This window comes from Streptomyces sp. NPDC001480 (genome assembly GCF_042894725.1).
Lineage (GTDB): Bacteria > Actinomycetota > Actinomycetes > Streptomycetales > Streptomycetaceae > Streptomyces.
Window position 1 is genome coordinate 1 of sequence record NZ_JBIAVX010000040.1, and the last position, 19,077, is coordinate 19,077.

Annotated in this window: 17 protein-coding genes and 2 pseudogenes; 12 read left to right on the forward strand and 7 right to left on the reverse strand. The window is 68.1% G+C overall.

Annotated elements, in window-relative coordinates; translation table 11 throughout:
- Positions 1-190, reverse strand: a 190-nt coding sequence (locus tag ACFY01_RS44890) for a hypothetical protein (protein WP_390741561.1), incomplete at its 3' end; no start/stop codon positions are given.
- Positions 191-585: 395 nt separating this feature from the next.
- Positions 586-1,092, reverse strand: coding sequence for a hypothetical protein (locus ACFY01_RS44895; protein ID WP_390741562.1), 507 nt, complete (start codon positions 1,090-1,092; stop codon positions 586-588).
- Positions 1,093-1,540: 448 nt separating this feature from the next.
- Here ACFY01_RS44895 and ACFY01_RS44900 point away from each other — a divergent pair, with 448 nt between their 5' ends.
- Positions 1,541-2,227 carry a hypothetical protein gene (locus ACFY01_RS44900; protein ID WP_390741563.1) on the forward strand — a complete coding sequence of 229 codons (687 nt, stop codon included), beginning with the start codon at positions 1,541-1,543 and terminating at the stop codon, positions 2,225-2,227.
- On the opposite strand, the pseudogene ACFY01_RS44905 reads toward ACFY01_RS44900, so the two are convergent.
- A pseudogene (locus ACFY01_RS44905) lies at positions 2,178-2,386 on the reverse strand (transposase family protein); the annotation flags it as partial. The gene ACFY01_RS44900 and the pseudogene ACFY01_RS44905 overlap by 50 nt on opposite strands.
- Between ACFY01_RS44905 and ACFY01_RS44910 the strand changes: the two are divergent.
- Positions 2,355-2,549, forward strand: a complete 195-nt coding sequence (locus tag ACFY01_RS44910) for a hypothetical protein (RefSeq protein ID WP_390741593.1) — start codon at positions 2,355-2,357, stop codon at positions 2,547-2,549. The pseudogene ACFY01_RS44905 and the gene ACFY01_RS44910 sit on opposite strands and share 32 nt — an antisense overlap.
- A 72-nt stretch (positions 2,550-2,621) precedes the next feature.
- On the opposite strand, the gene ACFY01_RS44915 is transcribed toward ACFY01_RS44910, so the two are convergent.
- A complete protein-coding gene (locus tag ACFY01_RS44915; RefSeq protein ID WP_390741564.1) occupies positions 2,622-2,747 on the reverse strand; it encodes a hypothetical protein in 126 nt (41 codons plus the stop codon).
- 74 nt (positions 2,748-2,821) lie between these two features.
- Between ACFY01_RS44915 and ACFY01_RS44920 the strand changes: the two genes are divergently transcribed.
- The 9 genes from ACFY01_RS44920 to ACFY01_RS44960 all read left to right on the forward strand — a co-directional run bounded on the left by ACFY01_RS44920 (position 2,822) and on the right by ACFY01_RS44960 (position 14,971).
- On the forward strand, positions 2,822-4,324 hold the full coding sequence (locus tag ACFY01_RS44920; protein ID WP_390741565.1) for a tyrosine-type recombinase/integrase: 1,503 nt from the start codon (positions 2,822-2,824) through the stop codon (positions 4,322-4,324).
- 8 nt (positions 4,325-4,332) lie between these two features.
- Entirely contained in the window at positions 4,333-6,144 is a 1,812-nt protein-coding gene (locus tag ACFY01_RS44925; protein WP_390741566.1) for a hypothetical protein, read from the forward strand.
- Positions 6,141-6,743, forward strand: a complete 603-nt coding sequence (locus tag ACFY01_RS44930; RefSeq protein ID WP_390741567.1) for a hypothetical protein — start codon at positions 6,141-6,143, stop codon at positions 6,741-6,743. The genes ACFY01_RS44925 and ACFY01_RS44930 overlap by 4 nt, the downstream gene beginning before the upstream one ends.
- The gene (locus tag ACFY01_RS44935; RefSeq protein WP_390741568.1) at positions 6,728-8,218 is read left to right on the forward strand and encodes a hypothetical protein; all 1,491 of its coding nucleotides are present in this window, start codon (positions 6,728-6,730) and stop codon (positions 8,216-8,218) included. Before ACFY01_RS44930 ends, ACFY01_RS44935 begins: the two co-directional genes overlap by 16 nt.
- Positions 8,215-8,622 (forward strand): hypothetical protein, encoded by a 408-nt coding sequence (locus tag ACFY01_RS44940; RefSeq protein WP_390741569.1) that lies wholly within the window; start codon positions 8,215-8,217, stop codon positions 8,620-8,622. The genes ACFY01_RS44935 and ACFY01_RS44940 overlap by 4 nt, the downstream gene beginning before the upstream one ends.
- Positions 8,623-8,799: 177 nt before the next feature.
- A complete protein-coding gene (locus tag ACFY01_RS44945; RefSeq protein ID WP_390741570.1) occupies positions 8,800-9,333 on the forward strand; it encodes a hypothetical protein in 534 nt (177 codons plus the stop codon).
- Positions 9,334-9,371: 38 nt separating this feature from the next.
- Complete coding sequence (gene fxsT / locus ACFY01_RS44950; protein WP_390741571.1) at positions 9,372-12,446, forward strand: FxSxx-COOH system tetratricopeptide repeat protein; 3,075 nt, start codon at positions 9,372-9,374, stop codon at positions 12,444-12,446.
- A gap of 578 nt (positions 12,447-13,024) precedes the next feature.
- Positions 13,025-14,590, forward strand: a complete 1,566-nt coding sequence (locus ACFY01_RS44955) for a hypothetical protein (protein WP_390741572.1) — start codon at positions 13,025-13,027, stop codon at positions 14,588-14,590.
- A gap of 9 nt (positions 14,591-14,599) precedes the next feature.
- Positions 14,600-14,971, forward strand: a complete 372-nt coding sequence (locus tag ACFY01_RS44960) for a hypothetical protein (protein WP_390741573.1) — start codon at positions 14,600-14,602, stop codon at positions 14,969-14,971.
- A gap of 2 nt (positions 14,972-14,973) precedes the next feature.
- Here the strand turns inward: ACFY01_RS44960 and ACFY01_RS44965 are convergent, their stop codons facing one another.
- From ACFY01_RS44965 to ACFY01_RS44975, 3 genes are all read right to left on the reverse strand, one after another.
- Complete coding sequence (locus ACFY01_RS44965; protein WP_390741574.1) at positions 14,974-15,738, reverse strand: IS5 family transposase; 765 nt, start codon at positions 15,736-15,738, stop codon at positions 14,974-14,976.
- 1,051 nt (positions 15,739-16,789) lie between these two features.
- Positions 16,790-17,344, reverse strand: coding sequence for a transposase (locus ACFY01_RS44970; RefSeq protein WP_390741575.1), 555 nt, complete (start codon positions 17,342-17,344; stop codon positions 16,790-16,792).
- A complete protein-coding gene (locus tag ACFY01_RS44975) occupies positions 17,341-17,943 on the reverse strand; it encodes a helix-turn-helix domain-containing protein (protein WP_390741576.1) in 603 nt (200 codons plus the stop codon). Before ACFY01_RS44975 ends, ACFY01_RS44970 begins: the two co-directional genes overlap by 4 nt.
- A gap of 672 nt (positions 17,944-18,615) precedes the next feature.
- On the opposite strand from ACFY01_RS44975, the pseudogene ACFY01_RS44980 reads away from it, so the two are divergent.
- Positions 18,616-19,035 (forward strand): annotated as a pseudogene (locus ACFY01_RS44980) (PLP-dependent aminotransferase family protein); the annotation flags it as partial.
- Between the last annotated feature and the right edge of the window lie 42 nt (positions 19,036-19,077).

Here is a 19,077-nt window from a genome sequence, read left to right on the forward strand (position 1 = left end):
ACCGCAGTGGCGACCGGCAGCTCAACCGGGCCTTACACACGATCACGCTGATCCGGATGCGGCTGGACGCGGCCACGAAGACGTACGTCGCCCGCTCGGCGGCGGCCTCGGCGGTCAGCCGGCCCTTGTCGACGGAGCGGGCCAGGGACTTGCCGAGCCCGCCGGGGTGATCCGACCCGGCAACGGACACCGGTCGCGGCGGTCGCCCTTGGGGGCGACCGAGGATCGCAATTGCACGAGCGTCGTCGCCGGCGGCACCCCCAACCTGGTGGCGGTTGCCCTTCGGGGCGACCGAGGATCGCAACGAGGACACCTTCACCACGGAGACCAGTGGTTTCGGGTGGCGGTCGCCCTTCGGGCGATCGAGGATCGCAACTCGATAGAACAGGCAGTAAGGTTCCCCGCGCCCGCGGGTGTAGATACGCCCGTCTCGCCAGGACTCAGCAGCACCGGCACCACCAGGCTGGTCACCTTACCCTCGCCCGGCTGCATCCGCAGCGCCCGGCCCACGACCCTCCAATGGCTCGACCAGTCGGTCGGCCCAGCCTCACCGACTTGCTGTGTGGCGCACTATGCGACATGCGGCTACAACTCGCTCTGCCGATCCCAATACTCCGCGGGGAGGATAGGGGAACGGCGGTAACGTTGGACCAACCGTTCGAAGTTTCGCCCTTCCAGCGGTGATGAGCGCGTGCGGCGATCCAAAATGTATGGCTCGATGGCGGACCAAACTTGAGGTGGTGATCGATGGAAGCATGCCAGTACTAGGTCGAAGTCAAGAAGACCCTTCTCGACCAGGATACCTAGCATCTCAAGTTGATCGTGAAGTTGCCAGAAGATGTGGAAATCCTCGGTGCTCATTTGGTTTGGATCGAAGGCTTCAGGAGATCCAAACTCGCCTGACAGGAGCCGGTGACGGAATTGACGTGCTCCGGTTGTATGATATTTTTCCTGGAAAGAGATGAGCAGGTGCACGTGCCGGGACAGGCGCGCTTCCCTGATCTGTGAATAGGCGAAAAAAGAGGCGACGATTACCACTCCGCTACCGATCGCGGCACTGACTGCACTGATGGCTGTCCATGTGTCCCCCATGTCTCCAGTACACCAGTCAGCCAAGCCAGCGGGTAGATGTAGCGGTGGTGTTACTTGGGCCAACCGCCTGGAAAGCTGATCAGTGCCTGTTGCCAGTGGTGCAATTGGGGACAGCCATCGCTCGGCGTGCTCGCCCTTCGCTGCGAACTATCGGCTGGGAGGTCTCCGCTGATGGCCATTGCGGTCGGTTGTGGCTGCGGTGGTTGCTGTACTCCACTGCTGTACAGCAGCAAACCGCCGAGCGCTTGGAGGAGATGAGGTGCAGACTCGTATGGCTGTGAGCCCGCCTCAGCGGCCAGGAAGCGGCGGTGCTCTACCCCAAGCACCAGCTGATCCAACTGAGATACCAGGGCTCCGGCGTATATCCGAGTTGGCTGGGCGTTGAATCTGCTGGCCATATGGACTAGTGCAACGGGTTGAGGTCTGCGATCTTCGCCAAGATGAGAGCATGGTCGACAGCGATGATGCGGCGACGACGTCCCAGAGGAGTCGTTTCGACGCCGTGCACAAATGGGCTGCTACAGCTGCGGCTGTTGCAGCCCTGGTCTTTTCGTTGTATAACTTCGCTGAATTTCAAAAGAAGCCTGAAATCGATCTGGTGCTTCCACATCTCATGCGCATCGGACTGGTGGGCAAGGATACCCATTTCTATCTTCAGCCGACAGTGTCCACCAGAGTAAAGACCCAGGATGTCGAGGTCATCCGTGATGCACGCTTCCAGCTGACTCCCGTCGGATCGATTTCCTCTTCGAAGAGACCGGTTTTCTATTGGAAAGAGGTCGGTACGTGGAACTTCGACCCCGCTGCTGAATGGATCTCGTATAGATGGTCGGGCGATCCCGCCCCATTCCTCGTCAGCCAGGACAAACCTCAGCAGCCGATCTTCTTGTTCCAGGCCGACGGCTGGAGCTTCCAGCCAGGCCGGTATGAGGGGTCACTCCAGCTGAGCCGAACAGGGAATCGCAGCCCACTGGTCAAGAAATTCTGCCTGATTATTTCGAAGAAAGCCGTTGATGAAATCCGCGGCGGAGCAAGCCGGGAGGACATCTTTTATTGGCGCAATGACATGCCCAAGGCCATGGCCTCCAGCGAATATTCCGGCTGCTACGTAAGGGAAGCGGAGTGGCGAGGCTAAAGGTTGCAGTGTCTCTCCTGAAACGTTTGCGGGTCCGCAGCGCGCGGAGTCCCCAAACGATCGATGATCCTGCCCGGCCGCAGACTTCGAGATCCCAAACAACGGGGACAGCTGCCGCAGCGTCAGATTGGTTTGCCAGTACGCCGCCACCAACAAGGACACCTCCGGCGCGACCGTCGCCGACGCCCCCGCACCACACATGTGGCACTCGGCCGTCAACCCGGCCCCCGGTCTGCCGGCCGACGACGAGCAGGTCACCTCCCGGATCGAGGACACCGACGACGGCCAGATCCTCGTGCAGGCCACTGGCGAGCGGCCTTGACTGCCCCGGACCCGCGCCGCACAAGGCGCTGCTGCAGCCGCTCGAACGCCAGCCACCCCCGCTCCCACACCATCAGCTCGCCATCCAGCCCGGTGTCCGCCAGCAGTGCGCGAGCGCCGCCTCCTGGATCTCGGGAAACGATGCCGTCATGTCCGTCCCTTGCCGGGAGCGCAACAGCACCCGGCCGCCCGCGAACACGGCGAGCTGAGCGCGGTAGCCGTCCCACTTGACTTATGCGCTGTTGAGCTGTCCGCGAGATATGGTCCAGCGCCATGTCGATCACCGGATGGCGAGTGCACTTCACTCGCCGGGAGCAGACGTGGCCGCAGCAAGTGACCGCCTTCCTGAGGGTCTTCAGCGCGCTGTTCACCAGGCTTGATGAGCGGTTGGACACCTGGGGCGTACCCGAGAGGCAGCCGTTTCTGATCAGCCCGACGGGCGGGTACGACGTCGCGTTGAACCGGTACTTCTCGGTGTGGCTGACATCCTCTCCATGGAATACACAGGCTGCGCACGCTCGGGACCTGCGTACGTTCTTCGACTTCCTGTGGTTCGCCCGTGGACAATGCGACTGGAGACACGCCACGGTCGACGATCGTGCGGCGTACGAGTGGTGGCGTCGGCGCGATGAGAACGGGCCGCGGGTAGAGGACGGGACGTGGGACCGGGAGGTCTCGACGGTCAACCAGTTCTACCTGTGGGCGATCGAACAGGATCTCGTTCGGGCGAATCCGATCCGCCAGCGCGCGGCTGCGGCCTGGTCGCCGTGGAGCAGGTCGGCGGGCTCGGCTGGGGTACGGCAGGTGCCGGCGGAAGCGTCGCATACCGGGCCTCGCCGGGAGGTGAGGTGGCTACCGCCGACGTCGTACCGACTGTGGCGGAACGTGGGGCTGTGCGGGTTCGACGCGGGAGAGCTGCCCCGTGCGGCGTTCCGCGGCAGGTGGGCGGCACGTAACGCGGCGTACACGGACTCCATGATCCGTACCGGGCTGCGGCTGTGTGAGCAGTCGGCGCTGACGGTGTTCGAGTTGCCGCCGATGCCGCCGCCGGGATCGGGCATCGTCAACGCCCGCGCGGTGCTGCCGCACGCGATTGCCAAGGGCCGCTCGGGGCGGGCGGTGTACTGGCCGGTGTCGGCGCTGCGGGATGTGCGCGACTACATGGAGTGGGACCGGCGGGAGATGCTCGACTACGGCCACTCGCGCGGCTTCTATACCCCGACTCGAAGGTCGCTGCTGGTGGAGGATCCGGCTCGTCCTCGGGTGCGGATGGCCGCTGGGTGGGTGCCGGTGGCCCGCCTAGATGAGGCCGAGCGACGACGGCTGCTGGTGGCCACGCCGGACGGTGGGTGGGAGCCGGCGATGGTGTGGCTGAACCAGTGGGGTCTGCCGATGACGATGTCCGGATGGAAGCAGGTCTTCGCCGACGCCAACGAGCGGTGCCGCGCCCAGAACGTCGACGTGCACGCGACTCCGCACATGCTGCGCCATTCGTACGCGGTGATCACTCTGGAGCTGTTGTGGCGGGGGCATTTGCAGGCGTTGGGCGAGATGAACGAGCAGCAGCGGCTGACGTATCAACGGGTGTTCGGGGATCCGTTGAACTGGGTGCGGATCAGGCTCGGTCACCGGTCGGCGACGACCACGGCGATCTACCTGCACACGTTGCAGGAGCGGGAGATGCGCACGCGACTGGAGCTCATCCCGGAAGGGGCATGGGAGCCTGCCGGGGTCAGTGACGAGGGCTGGCTTGAGCAGCCGGCGGTCGCCGAATGATCCGGGGCGTGCCGAGGGCGCGCCGCGGGAGCGCGGCGGCGGTACCGGACGGCTTCTACCAGCCGCCGCCCGTGGTGGAGGTGCCCGAGGACGGCGGTTCGCCGGTGGTGCGGTTCGTGGGCGAGGACGGCCGTGAGTGCGTGTTCTGGTTCGCCGGGCTGCCGCTGCCGGGGATGCACCGGGACTTCGCGCACGCGCTCGGCACCCGGATCGGGCCTGGGGGTGGGCGGCGGACCCAACGGGCGGCGATGGGGCAGTGGCAGTCGATCAAGCGGTTCCTCGTCCTGCTGGACCGGCTTCCGGTGCCGCCACAGCGGGTGGAGGAGCTACGGGTGCGGCACCTGGAGCGTTACCTGATGTCGCGCAGGGAGACGTGCAGCGAGAAGTCGGCCCGCAAGAATCTGCAGGACCTGCTGCTGCTCATGCGAGAGTTGCCCGGCCAGGACCGGCTTCATGGCACAGCGGCGGACTACCTCGGACAGCGCGGCCACGGGGTGGATGCCCAGCAGACCGGCCAGCCCGGCTACTCCGATCGCGAGCTGGCGGCCATCACGGCCGCCGCCCGCTCCGACGTGGTGGCCATCCGCGACCGGATCGCCGCTGGCGAGCGACTGCTGAAGCAGTTCCTCACCGAGCCCGGAGCCCTGTCTGCGGCCGAGCGCGAACAGGGCGCCCGACTGGAGGCGATGGCCCGTACGGGCCGGGTCCAGGTCGACTACCGAGGGCTATCCGTGGGCGAGTATCCGGCAGCCTGCTACGAGCAGGCCCGGCAGCTGTTCGTGGTCGCCGAGGACCTCACCCCGCTGATGATCTACGCGGCGGTACTGTCCGGCCGGAACCCGGAGACGCTGAAGGAACTGCCCGCCGAGCACCGTTTCCTGGAAGGCCGTGCGGTGGCGGTGACCTTGACCAAGCGCCGGCGCGGCAAGGCCAACTCGCACACCAGCGTGCACTGGAGTGTAGATGACGATCCGGCCCGGCAGATGAAGACGGCCGGCAGCTTCTACCTGCTGTTGCACCGGATTATGGCCCGCAGCCGGGCGTTTTCTGGCACGGCATCGGTGTGGTCGATCTGGGCAGGCAACGGCCACGGAGCCGTCAAGAACGCGTCGACTGGCGGACACACCGGCGCGTTCGACGCCGAACTGGCCCGCAAGCTCAGGCTCGGGCAGTGGGCGGCCCGCCACGGCCTGGTCGGTGATAGCGGTGCACCCCTGCAGATGCGCCTCACCCGGATCAAGACAACAGTCGAAGCGCGCACGGCCAAGCAGGTCGGCGGCCACCTGCCGTCCGCGCGCCTGACCAACACCGCGCAGACCTCCTTCGCGCACTACCTGCGCGCGGACCCGTTCATCACCGAGTGGGCCGCCGACGTGCTGACCGAGGCGATCACCGACGCCGAACGGCAGGCCCGTTCTGTCGTGGTCCGCCTGGGCGGCGCCGACCCCAGTGCCGTGCCGGAGTCCGTACAGCGACGGGCCGAGGCGGGCGCACTCGACACGCTCGCCACCTCGTGCCTGGACATCGAGCACCATCCCAGCGGCGGCCGGTGCCGCAAGTCGTTCCTGAGCTGCTTCGGCTGTTCCAACGCCCTCGTACTGGAGCGGCACTTGCCCGCTCTGCTTGCCCTGATCGACGCGCTTCGCGAGGACCTCCAGCGGCACGATGTCGAGCAGTGGGGCGCCCGGCACGGCGCGACCTGGCAGATCCTCACCCGCGACATCCTGCCCCGCTTCAGCCCCGCCCAGCGCGCCGCCGCAGCGCAGGTGAAACCGGTCCTGCCGCTCGACCTGCTGGACGGCCCGAAGGAGCTGCCGTGACCAGCGTCCCGGAAACCCCCGTGCGGCCAGCTGCGGTGCCCGGTGATGCCCTGGTGCTGGCCAAGCGTCCGCTGCGCGACGATGTCGTGCTGGAGGAGACGTCCCGGTACGCCGATGACATGTGGGTGCTCACGCCGGCGTGGCTTCGGGCGGACCGCAAGTTGTTCCGGCTGGACTTCACCGTTCTGCCGACACCGCTGGTCGACGTCACCAAGCACCTGTTCTACGCGCTGCTCACTCAAGACATGCCGCCCGGGGAGCTGCCCTTGGCAATTGAAAGCATCCGCACCTACTACGGCTGTGTGCGCCGCTTCCTGCTGTGGGTCCATGCCTGCGGCCGCACTCTGGGGCAGGTCACCGGCGAGGACCTTGACGACTATCACCGGGAGGTCACCTTCTTGCGGCTGTCCGGCACCGCCACACGCTGCCACCGGCGGGCGGTGCGGATGCTGTGGGTCTACCGGACCGGCTGCCTGATCACCTCGGGCAGGACCCGCTGCGCCGTTCGGCCTGGCAGGCATGGGCGCGTACTCACCGCAGAACCCCTGGCGAGAACCTCACCGACCGAATCCCCGAGCAGGTCGTGGGCCCGCTGCTGACCTGGGCGTTGCACTGGGTCGACAACTTCGCGGTCGATGTCCTGGCCGCCCGCAGCGAGCGCGATGCCATCGACACCCGCTCACCCGCCGGGCCCGATCTGCTGACAGCCCTGGGCGACCTGCTGGACGGCTACCGGCGCCGCAGGCACCCGCTTCCGGCGGCTCCGGCGAGTCTTGCCACCGCGCGCCGCGGGCATCCCTTCCCCAGCACCAGTTACCTGGCCCGCCTGCTGGGCTATCCCGAGCACCGGGTGGACAAGCCCCGCCCACGGCAGATGATCGCCGATGCCGCGTGCGGCGTCGGCGTCGATACCGATTGCCCGCTCACACACGCTGTCCAGGGCCGGCTGGACGGCGCACCGTGGCTGGAACGGATCTCGTACTACGAGGTTGGACGGCTGGAACGGCTGCTGCAGGTGTCCTGCTTGATCGTGATCGCCTACCTCTCCGGCATGCGCGACTCCGAGATCAAACACCTCAAGCGCGGCTGCCTGAGCATCCAGCGCGCCCCGGACGGCCACGTTTACCGGCACCGGCTGCGGAGCCTCGCCTTCAAAGGCGAAGACGTCCACGGCGTGGAGGCCACCTGGATCGTCACCGCCCCCGTCGCCCGGGCCATCGCCGTCCTGGAACGGTTCCAGCCGGATGACCAGCCCTACCTGTTCGCGCCGCCGCCCAGCTCACGCAGCTACCGCCAGCGCCGCACGCCCTTCCCGGTGCCCAGCAGCAACACCACCATCAAAGACATCGCATTCCTGATCTCCTGGATCAACACCTACTGCACCGAACGCGGGCGTCCGGACGGGGTTCCCGAGGAGCGGGGCCGACCGCCTCGGCTGACCACGCGCCAGTTCCGGCGGACCCTGGCCTGGTTCATCGCCCGCCGCCCCGGCGGCACCATCGCCGGGGCCCTGCAGTACCGCCACCAGTGCATTCAAATGTTCGAAGGCTATGCGGGCACCAGCGACTCCGGGTTCCGCGACGAGGTCGAGGCCGAAGAAGCCCTCGCCCGAGGCCAGTTGCTCGCCGACATGGCTGCAGAGGACCGCCCGGCGCTGACCGGGCCGGCCGGTGCGGAAGCCGAAGCCCGCCTCGCCGAGTTCGCCCGCCACGCCGCCTTCGACGGCCAGGTCGTCACCGACGAAGCCCGCCTGCGCCGCATCCTCGCCCGCCACGACCCGCACGTGTACCCGGGGACCTTCCTCACCTGCGTCTACAACCCCGACCGCGCCCTGTGCCGGAATCCGGCCAGCGCTACCGACCAGCCGGTCATGGCCGACTGCCAGCCCCTGGCCTGCCGGAATACGGCCCTCACGCCCACCAACCACCAGGCCCTCACCGGCCACCTCACCGAACTGGAAAAGACCCTGAACGACGGCGACCGTCTCGCCCCCTACATCCTCCATCGCCTTCAGGAACAGCACCGTGAGACGGCCGCCTTCCTCGCCCGCCACGCTCCGGAGACCGCCCCGTGAAACGTTCCCTGCCCGACGCCGACACCGTCAAGGCTGCCATCGACGCTGTCCTTGAGGAAGCGGCCACAAGCGGGCGGCGGCCGACCATCACAGCGGTCGAGCGCCGCCTCGGCATCCCGCACGCCACCTTCCACCGCCATTACACCAACCTCATCGACACGCACTTTCGGCCTCGCATCCCCGCGCCTGCACTGCCCACGACGCACCCGGAGTCCCCGCCCGATGTGAGAAGGGAGGAGAACCTCAGCCGACTGCGACAGGAGAACACCGACCTGCGCCGGACTCTCGCGCTGTACGAGGAGGCCATCCGACAGCTTGCCCTCGAAAACGACGCCCTGCGCAAGGGGGCCACAGTCGTTCCCCTGACCACCCAGAGGCGACCTTGCCCGCCATCACCGTCCTGACCCGGACCATTGGCGCGGCCCAGCCCCGCCGGCCTCGAAGCTGGGGTGGGCGATGCAGTGGGGGATGGTGCGGATGCTCGGCATGCTTCTCACCGAGAACCCAGCATCGGGACTGGTCTCCGCGGTGCGGTTCGTCGCAGACCAGGTAACAGATCTGCCCATAAGCGGCAATCGGCGGTGCCCGGCATCCTGACGCGGGTACGGTCCGATTGGAACTTCCGGTCGGCTTTGAGGGGGGTCGTCATGTTTCCAGGTGTCGAGATCGCGGCGGGCTACGTGTTTGCGTGGGCGGTGCGCAAGGCGAGGCGGATCGGGGGGCGTGCGGACAGCGAGGTCGACCGGGCTCTGGACGCCGGGATGGACCGTCTCCACTCCGTGGTCAGCGGCAAGCTCGGGCAGGACCCGGCACTGGAACGGGCTCGGGAGGAGGCCGAGGAGGGCCGGGAAGAGCTTTCCGAGCGTACCCGGCGGCGGCTGGCGGACTCCCTCGACGAGGCCGCCGAACGCGACGAGGAGTTCGCGGCCGCGTTAAAGGCCGCGGTGGAGGAAGTGCAGGCCGCAGGCAGGATGACCGCCTCCGACAACGGCATCGTCATCGGTGGCAACGCGGAGATGCACGCGGAAGGCGGATCCGTTGTGGCCATGCGGATCGACGGCCCGGTCACGACCGGGGGCGCAAACCCTCAGCAGCCGGGTGCGGCCAAGGGCTGACCGCACCCGGCACCACGACCGCCCCGGCCGGAGTTGCCGTGCCTGCCGGGACGACGCCCGCCATCAGTGCCTCCAACGACAGCATCGCCGCGGGGGAGATCGGCCAGGTCAACCAGTACGCGGCCCCGCGGCCGCCGGCCCGGTGGCCGCACCAGGTGGGCACCCCGCCCCCAGCGGCTGCCTACTTTCAGCACCGCGCCGAAATCACTGAGCTCGCGGAAGCGCTGGCTGGCGGTGGCGCGGCTGTCCTGGGGCAGGCAGCCCCCAGCGCCCGCGCAGGGCTGTCGGCAACGAGTGGTGCTGCGGGTGTGGTGGCGGGGCTCGGAGGAGTCGGCAAGAGCCAGCTCGCCGCCCACTACGCCCGCAGCGCGATGGAGGACGGCGAGGTGGACGTGCTGGTGTGGGTCACCGCTGCCACCAAGGCCGCCGTCGTCGGCACCTACGCCGACGCCGCCGCCCAACTGATCGGCTCGGCCGCGCCCGAGGATCCGGAACTGGCGGCAGAGGCGTTCCTGGCCTGGCTGGCACCCAAGGCCATCCAGCCCCGGTGCCGATGGCTGATCGTGCTGGACGACCTTGCCGACCCGACAGCAATGAGGGGACTGTGGCCGCCGCCTTCGCCGACCGGACGGACGCTCGTGACCACCCGCCGTCAGGACCCCGCCCTGCTCGCCGGCCGCCATCTCATCACCGTCGGCGTCTTCTCACCCGGCGAGTCTCGCGCATACCTCGCGGGCGTGCTCGACCGCTACGGCCTGGCCCAGTCCCTTGAGGAGCTGGACGCACTTGCTGGTGACCTCGGCCACCTGCCCCTCGCCTTGGCCCAGGCCGCCGCCTACATCGGCGAACTCGCCGACACCGGCATGACCCCCACCGCGTACCGGCGCCTGCTCGCCGACCGCACCACCGCCCTGCGCGACACCGCTCCCAGCGTCCTGCCCGACGAGCAATCCCTCACCGTCGCCGCCACGTGGTCGCTGTCCATTGAACACGCAGATACCCTCCGCCCCGCGGGCCTGGCCCGCCCCATGCTCAACCTCGCCGCCTTCCTTGACCCCAACGGCATCCCCGGCACCGTCCTCACCAGCATCCCTGCCCGTGTCCATCTCGCTCACCATCGGACTGCAGACCGACCAAGCGAGGTTCATACAGCAATATCCGCAGACCAGGCACCCGCCCTAGTCAAACGCCGTGGTCTGATTGCCCGCTTTGCCCGTCGCGCTGGCACGAACCCGGCTGCTCCTTCGGTGACCGATCAAGAGGCCCGAGCGGCGTTGAGCGCTCTTCGCCGTCTCAGCCTCATCGAGCACACACCGAACGCCCCAGCGACCGCCGTCCGCATCCACCAGCTCGTCCAGCGCGCCGTTCGCGACACCCTCGACCCCGAACAGCACCAGCCACTGGCCCGCACCGCCGCCGACGCCCTCCTCACCGCATGGCCCGACGTCGAACGCGACACCGCCCTCGCCGCAGCCCTGCGCGCCAACACCACCGCCCTCGCCGACAAAGCTGGGGACTCGTTGTACCGGCCGGACGTCCACAGCGTGCTGTACCGGGCGGGGCACAGTCTCGACAACACTGGCCAAGTCACAGCTGCCTGCGATTACTTCCACCACCTCACCATCGCCACAACCCTCCACCTGGGCCCGGACCACCCCGACACCCTCGCCGCCCAGGGCAGCCTCGCCTCCTGTCGGGGGAAGGCGGGGGATGCCGCGGGTGCGGCCGCCGCCACCGCCGAACTCCTGAAAGACCAGCTGCGGGTGCAGGGCCCGGACCACCCCGACACCCTCACCACCCGGATGAACCTCGCCTCCTGGCGGGGTGAGGCGGGGGATGCCGCGGGTGCGGCCGCCGCCTTCGCCGAACTCCTGAAGGACCGGCTGCGGGTGCAGGGCCGGGATGACCCTGACACCCTCACCACCCGGCACAACCTCGCCTCCTGGCGGGGTGAGGCGGGGGATGCCGCGGGTGCGGCCGCCGCCTTCGCCGAACTCCTGAAGGACCGGCTGCGGGTGCAGGGCCCGGACCACCCCGGCACCATCACCACTCGGAACAGCCTCGCCTCCTGGCGGGGTGAGGCGGGGGATGCCGCGGGTGCGGCCGCAGCCTTCGCCGAACTCCTGAAGGACCGGCTGCGGGTGCAGGGCCCGGACCACCCCGACACCCTCACCACCCGGCACAACCTCGCCTCCTGTCGGGCTAGGGCGGGGGATGCCGCGGGTGCGGCCGCCGCCTTCGCCGAACTCCTGAAGGACCGGCTGCGGGTGCTGGGCCCGGACCACCCCGACACCCTCACCACCCGGATGAACCTCGCCTACTTGCGAGGGAAGGCGGGGGATGCCGCGGGTGCGGCCGCCGCCACCGCCGAACTCCTGAAGGAGCAGCTGCGGGTGCTGGGCCCGGACCACCCCGACACCCTCACCACCCGGATGAACCTCGCCTACTTGCGAGGGGAAGCAGGGGATGCCGCGGGTGCGGCCGCCGCCACCGCCGAACTCCTGAAGGAGCAGCTGCGGGTGCAGGGCCCGGACCACCCCGACACCCTTACCACCCGACGCCACCTTGCCCGGTGGCGGGGTGAGGCGGGGGATGTCGCGGGCGCGGGCGCCGCCACCACCCAGCTCCTGAAGGACCAGCTGCGGGTGCTGGGCCCGGAACACCCTGACATCTTCACCACCCGAAACCACCTTGCCTTCTGGCAGGCTAGGGCCGGGGATGTCGCGGGTGCGGCCGCCGCCTTCGCGGAACTCCTGAAGGACCGGCTGCGGGTGCTGGGCCCGGACCACCCTGACATCTTCACCACCCGGATGAACCTCGCCTACTTGCGGGGTGAGGCGGGGGATGCCGCGGGTGCGGCCGCCGCCACCGCCGAACTCCTGAAGGACCAGCTGCGGGTGCTGGGCCCGGACCACCCCGACACCCTCACCACCCGGAACGACCTTGCCCACTGGCGGGGGGAGGCGGGGGACGCTGCGGGCGCGGTGGTCGCCCTCGCCGACCTGCTAGACGATTGCCTGCGGGTGCTGGGCTCGGACCATGCCGTCACCCTCACTACCCGGCGCGGCCTCGCCCACTGGCGGAGTTTGCTACGCGATGCAGGCGTCGAGTAGCGACGATACCCGCGGCACTGCTCACGAACCTGCGACGGGCGCAGCAGTGTCGGCAACCCGCATCGGGCATCGTCATCTGCCGCTACGCCAATGTCGCCTTTCGCCAAACCTGGTTGCTCACGGACACCGGAGTGGACAACGGACAGAATCAACCCTGTCCATAACTTCGGCTCGACTGCCCACCCGGAGGGCAGCACAGGGCTGTCCACGTCCAAGGTCAGCATCGGTTCAGGCAAGGACCATGTCTGGTGAGAAGCCCTCCACACGAGCCACCGCAGTCACGACGAGCGTCCAGCTGCCCGCCAGCTGGCCCCGGGTTGTCGAGGGCGATCAGGGTCATGGCCCGCGCATTCGGGGTGGAGGGCGATCCACCCCTGCAACTGGAACGCCCTACGGGATACCCGTCGTCGGCGTCTTGTCCTTCGCGGAGTACCGCACCGCCTCGAAGCCGCCGGGTTCACCGACGTCGAAATACCCGATGAGATGGTCTCGGCCTGGATTGCGGGGCGTCCGCGACCGGACCAGTCTGGAAGGAGGGGGAGCGACGGGGAGCCGCCTCTGACGGCAGGTGAGTGGTGATGATGAACTGGGAAGAGACACAGCAGCAGGAAATAGATAGTGCGATATCTCACGCTCTGGAGAACGACCCGGAAATCATCTCGGGTATGGCGGATGCCCACATTTCTCCAGACGAATTAAGGAAGGAGATAAAGAAGAAGCGGGACAAACTGGAGTCCGCTTATGCGCCCGAGTTCAGCCGACTCCAGGAGCTTGAGGCGCGGACCCGGGCCATGGGTGAGGCACTCGCCGCGAAGACCCGATGGGCCATACCGAGGAGAGTCCTCGTGCTCCTGGTCGCGTTCGTCGGGGCTGCGATCGGCCTGCTCTTCGCCGCGGCCTTCTTCGTCACCGGCGGAATCGCCGGAAACGCCGCCGGTGTCTTCATCGTCCTCGCCATGGGCGCGATCGGGTGGCGTGCTGTGCACAGTAAGGTCCGTGGCCGCCGGCGCGGGGCCGCCGCGGCGGAGCGGTACCTGGTGCTGAAGAGCAATCTGGAGACCGCGCGCAGGGACTGGAAGGCGGCCCTGCGGTGGCGAGCGGTGCCCACGCTCCTGCGGGAGGAGATCAACGATCGGAGACCCTCGTACTCCCTCTCTCTCGACATCCGTGACCCCAAAGGGCTGGCGGAGCTGGAGGACCCGCAGTTCCTCATCACGGTGCCCGCGGTGCGGGAGATCGACCAGCTGATCTCGACGATGCCCGGCGGCAGCATCGGCATCTCCGGGCCCCGTGGCGTCGGGAAGACCACGTTGCTGCGGCACTACTGCTCCAAGGAGCACGCCCCGGTCGCGGAGTCGCTGGCCGACAAGCCACCGGTACGAGTGCTGGTCCCGGCGCCGGTCAAGTACGACGCGCGGGAGTTCATCCTGCTGCTCTTCTCCAGGGTGTGCGCCGCCGTCGTACCCGATGACTACCTGTCCCGGCGGTCCCGCGGGGAGGAGGAGGAGGGTTCAGCGGCTTCCACACCGCTGGACATCGTCGTCATAATCGTCCTCGCGTTCGCGGGCTGCTGGGGGGTCGCCCTGCTGATCATCGCCGGCAAGCACTGGACACCGCCGGCCCATCTGGCCTCGGCCATCATCCTGATCTTCGCCTCCTGCCTGGGCGGGGTCTTCTGGACGACCTACCGCGGGGACCGCCGGCGGGGCGCCGACGAGTCCGCCGCGATCGAGGCGGCTCACGGCTCGGAGGCGGCCGAGGCTTCGATACTGCTCCGTGGGCTGGTGTACCAGCAATCGATGTCTCGAACATGGTCCGCCGGGATCAAGACCCCCGTGGGCATCGAGGCCGGTTCCTCCGCGAATACGACGATGACCGAGAATCCCATGGGATTCCCCGAACTCGTGGCCCGGCTGAACGGCTTTTTGCGGACACTGAAGCGCAGCCGCCGCAAGGTCTTCATCGGCATCGACGAACTCGACAAGATCGACGCCAATGACCAGGTCTATCAGTTCATCAACGACATCAAGGGAATCTTCGGGCGGGAGGAGTGTTTCTATCTGATTTCCGTCTCGGACAACGCCATGAGCCCATTCCAACTTCAGGCGACAGCTGATCGGCGATGTGTCACGGACGTCTGGTAGACCCTGGCTATGACGTTCTTGGCGGTGGTCGAGGGTGATGCGGGCGGATGGCGCATCGATCGGGATGCGCTGACGGACGCGATCCGTGCCCGGTGGTCTGAGGTCGAGATCGACTCGATGCACCGCAGCGAAGTGCGCAGCCTCATATGGCAGTTCGAGACGGAGAACGGCCCAGGTGAGGCGTATCTGCACGAGGACGGTACCTGCCTGTACATGGACGTCTGGGAGGAAGACGCGATCTGGTTGGCGATCGTCTTCCGCAGGCTGACACCCATGCTCCTTGACCTGGTGTTCTGCGATGAGGGTTACACCTTCGAGGTTCGTCTGCGGGCTGGGACGACCGAGGCCGAATTGACGGACCTGGTGAATGCTGCGGGTTGATCTCAGCCCGTGGCGGCGAGCTGGAGGACCAGGACGGCTTGGACGAGGCTCGTGATCCGGGTCGTCGAACAGCGGAGTTTGCGGAGGAGGCGCCAGGACTTGAGGGTGGCGATCGCCTGCTCGACCAGTGCGCGGATCTTTGCGTGGGACCGGTTGACGGCCTGCTGGCCGGCGGAGAGGCTGTCCCATCGGCCGCGGTAAGGGAGACGGACCGTGCCGCCTGCGCCCTGGTAGCCCTTGTCAGCCCAGCAGGTGATGTCGGCCTCGGCGAGTGCCTCGATGATGCTGTGCTCGCGTGCGGCCCGGACATCGTGGACGGCGCCGGCCAAGGCTGGTGAAGCCCACATCAGACGCCCCTTCGGATCGGCTATTACCTGCACGTTCATGCCGTGCTTCTTGTGTTTGCCCGAATAGAACGGGCGATCGGCGGCGATTCGGTCGATGGGCAGGAGCGTCCCGTCCAGGATCACGTATGCCTTCGCCGACGCCGCTCGTACGGCTTCGGTGAGGGTGGGGGCGAGGGCGGCCAGGAGGTTGACGGCCTCGGTGATGTATCGGTAGGCGGTGGTGGTGCCGATTCCGAATCCGGCCGCGAGCTGGGCGTAGGGCTGGCCGTTGCGGAGGTGGGCGAGGGTGAGCAGGGCCTGTCGGCCTGCATTCAGGCGCCGCCATCGGGTTCCGAGAGCGCGGCGGTGCTCCCTCAGGCGAGCGGCGAGGAAGCGCAGGGCAGAGCTGGACACGTCGACGCCGGACGGGTAGACAAGCATACGAAGCCTCTGGTGGACACGGTTCTCTTGGTCGAAAACCCATCTACCAGGGGCTTCATCTGTCTGTCATCCCAACTTCCCAGCTGACATGGGAGGTTGGAAAGGGCTCCATGAGCTCGTTCGAGCGGCGCGGGCTGCCCGTCCGGGACGCGTTCGACTCGTCGCTGGACACCGTCGTGGACGTCCGTCCGGCCGACCTCTCGATGTCGCGGACCCTGATGAGACAGCGCGTCATCGGTCTGCCCGAAGCCTTCCTCTGCCTCTGTCACGTCGTCTCCGGAGGGCTGCCGCGGGACCTCATCCGCGCGGCCCGCAGCCTGGTCTCCCTCGCGAAAGGGAAGCCGGGACCCGATCGCACGCTGGAAGCCCTGACCCGGGCCATGGTGCGGGCCGACCTGGAGCGCAAGGTCCACGCACTGGAGATCGCCGCACAGCACTCCGACCTGGAACCGGACACCGGTGTCTTCCTGTGCACCCTCCACGAGGTCCTGGACCGTACGCAGGCACCGACCTCCGCCTCCCTGCTTGCCGAGATGGACCGCATCCCGGTCGGTACGGCTCCCCGTACCACCGATGCCGAGGCGGTGCGGAGCGCCCATGAGAAGCTGAACCGGCTGCGTCTGGAGATGCTCGCCTACCTCTACTTCTGCTCGACGCTGCTCGGGATATTCGACAACTCCCTGAAGGAGGAGGAGGTACGGCGTCTGATCCGAGACACCGGCGCCGGCCGTCTGTCACGGCTCGCGCAGGTGCGCTCCGAATTCGCCGTCAATCCCAGGCTGGCCTGGGCGACGACGTCGGCCTTCCGGGAAGCGCACGGCCAGCCCGCCAAGCCGTACCCGCATCCGGCACCGGAGGCGCCAGCCGCCGGTCCCGACGGGACCGCCCCCGGCCGGCCCAGGCCGCGCGCGGCGCGCGGGAGGGTGCAGGGGGCGGCCACGCGGCCGCGGTGGCGCAGCGGCGGCTCCGACTGGACGACGACGTCCGGCTCCCGACCTGCCACGCGGCACCGTCCGCGGTCCCGGTCGGAGGACCACTACTGCTGGGTTCCTCAAAGGAGGTACACATATCGGCGTCGTAGAGAGCGGGTTGGTGGTGCGGTTCGGCCCCAGATCCAGGGGCGGGCACGGGAGTTGAGCTGGTCGGTTGCGAGGGTCGTGGCCTGGGCGATGTCGTCGGGGGTGGCGAATGACCGACCGGCGAGGGCGGCCTTGCGGAAGATGCGCCACCAGCCTTCCTGCAGGTTGAGCCAGCACGCGCCGACGGGGATGAAGGCGTGGCGGATGCGGGGATGGTCCTCGAGCCAGATCCGGGTGGACAGGCTGTTGTGGCTGGACAGGTTGTCGGTGACGATCCAGATCTCCCCGGTCGGGTTGGCGTCCTCGACCTGTTGCAGAAATCGCTGGTAGAACACGCTGTTGCGGGAGGAAGCGGTCATGGTGATCTGCTGGCCGTCCCGGACACGTAAGGCTCCGTAGACCCAGGTTTTCTCCGGACCGCGGCTGTAGTCGAGCTCAGATTTGATCCGGTGCCCGTCGGGTGACCAGGCGGGTGCGGGCGGGAAGGCCCGGGGGATCACCGGCCCCAGCTCGTCGGCGCAGATCACCGTCGCGTCGTCGGGCGGGCGGGTGTAAAGGCCGATGATCCTTGTCCTTTTGGGACGAAGTCCGGGTCCTTCGACCGCATCCAGGACCGGGTGCGGCGCCAGCGCACGCCCTCGGCGAGCAGGATGCGGCGCACCTGCGAGCGGCCCACCTCAATCCCTTCGGCCCGCGCCGCCGCGGCCAGAGAATCCAGCGTCCACTCGGACGGCCCTGACTCGTCGAAGGCCCACAGTTCCCCGACAGGTTCCCACCGCAGCCGCCCCGGCGGCACGGTCTTGACCAGGGAAATGATCCGGGATCGTTCCTGCTCGGTGATCCGTCGTTTGCGGCCCCGCCCACCCAGATCATCCAGTCCCTGCAGGCCCGATCGGTTGAAGCGGTGCAGCCAGCAGCGGACCGTTTTCTGGCTGCAGTCCAGCTCCATGGCGATCGCCGGCACCCGCAGCCCCGACCAGCTCAGCTCGATCATCCGGGCTCGCATCACCGCATCCCGCGGTGCCTTCCGCGCCCGCGCCAGCCGACGAACGACAGCCCGCTCGTCCTCATCACGCTCCGGTCGTGCCCATAAAACCAACGCCAGCACCCGCCCCCGAGCACCCACAACTACCCCGCCACCAGGACATATACCCAGCTAAAGAGGAATCCAGCAGTAGTAGATTGTCGCGACTAAGTGTCGTTCTGGTTGGTGGAGTTGGGGTCGGGCAGGCTTTGCTTGATGCTTCCGTTCGGCCAGGCAGGGGTGCCGTGTCCTCGCAGAAGAAGTATCCGGTTGTCTTGAGTGCCGAAGACCGTCGGGCGTTGGAGCGTGTGACGACGACGGGGGTCCGCAGCGCGTCGATGATCAGGCGGGCGCGGGTGCTGCTCGCGTTGGACACCTCGGCCGGCGAGGTCGCTCCGCGGGCGGTGATCGCGGAGCGGGTCGGGGTCTCGTGCGATTCGGTCCGCCTGATCTCGAAGCGGTACGCGGAGACCGTGCCGAGTACAAACGAGCCGAGTTGGGCCTTGATCCGCTACCTCCCGCGCCACTTCCTCCGGCACCGGAGGGTCCCCCCGCCCTCCCCGCGCCCGGCAGCAACGGCGACGGAGCCACAGCCGGTCAGTCCCCTGGCGGCAGCCCCTCTTCCTAGTGCAGTGCTGCGCCCGGAAAGGTTCACCGGCTCGCGACGCCCGGCAAGGCACCTGGCCGCGTTGTCGCACCACCCGAGCACATACAGTACGCGGGCGAGGCTCCGCCTTGCGATGCACCGCACCGGACGCCGCGAGCCGGTAGCTCGTCGACGGCGTGCTCGCCGCCAAGGGCAAGCGGGAGGCGTGGGCGAGCGTCCTCGACCAGCTCACGCTCGCCGACTTCATCGCCTCCGGGCAGTACGACCGGCACATCCGCCGGATGCGGCAGCGCTACCGGCACCGCCGCGACCAGCTCGTCACCGCCCTCGCCGCACGGGCCCCGCACATCACGGCCACCGGCATCGCGGCGGGACTGCATGCGGTCCTTCGTCTGCCGCCCGGCACGGAGGCGTCCGCGGTCAAGGCCGCGTCCTGGCAGGGGATCGCGCTGGACGGCCTCGCCGAGTTCCGGCACCCACGGGCCGCGATGCCGGCGGGGGACGGTCTGGTCATCGGGTACTCGACGCCAGCGGAACACGCGTACGGGGTGGCGGTGGAAGCGCTACTCCGGGCTCTGCCACCCTCCGGCGCCTTCTTCGAAGGTCCTTCCAGGCGATCGACGTCCCCG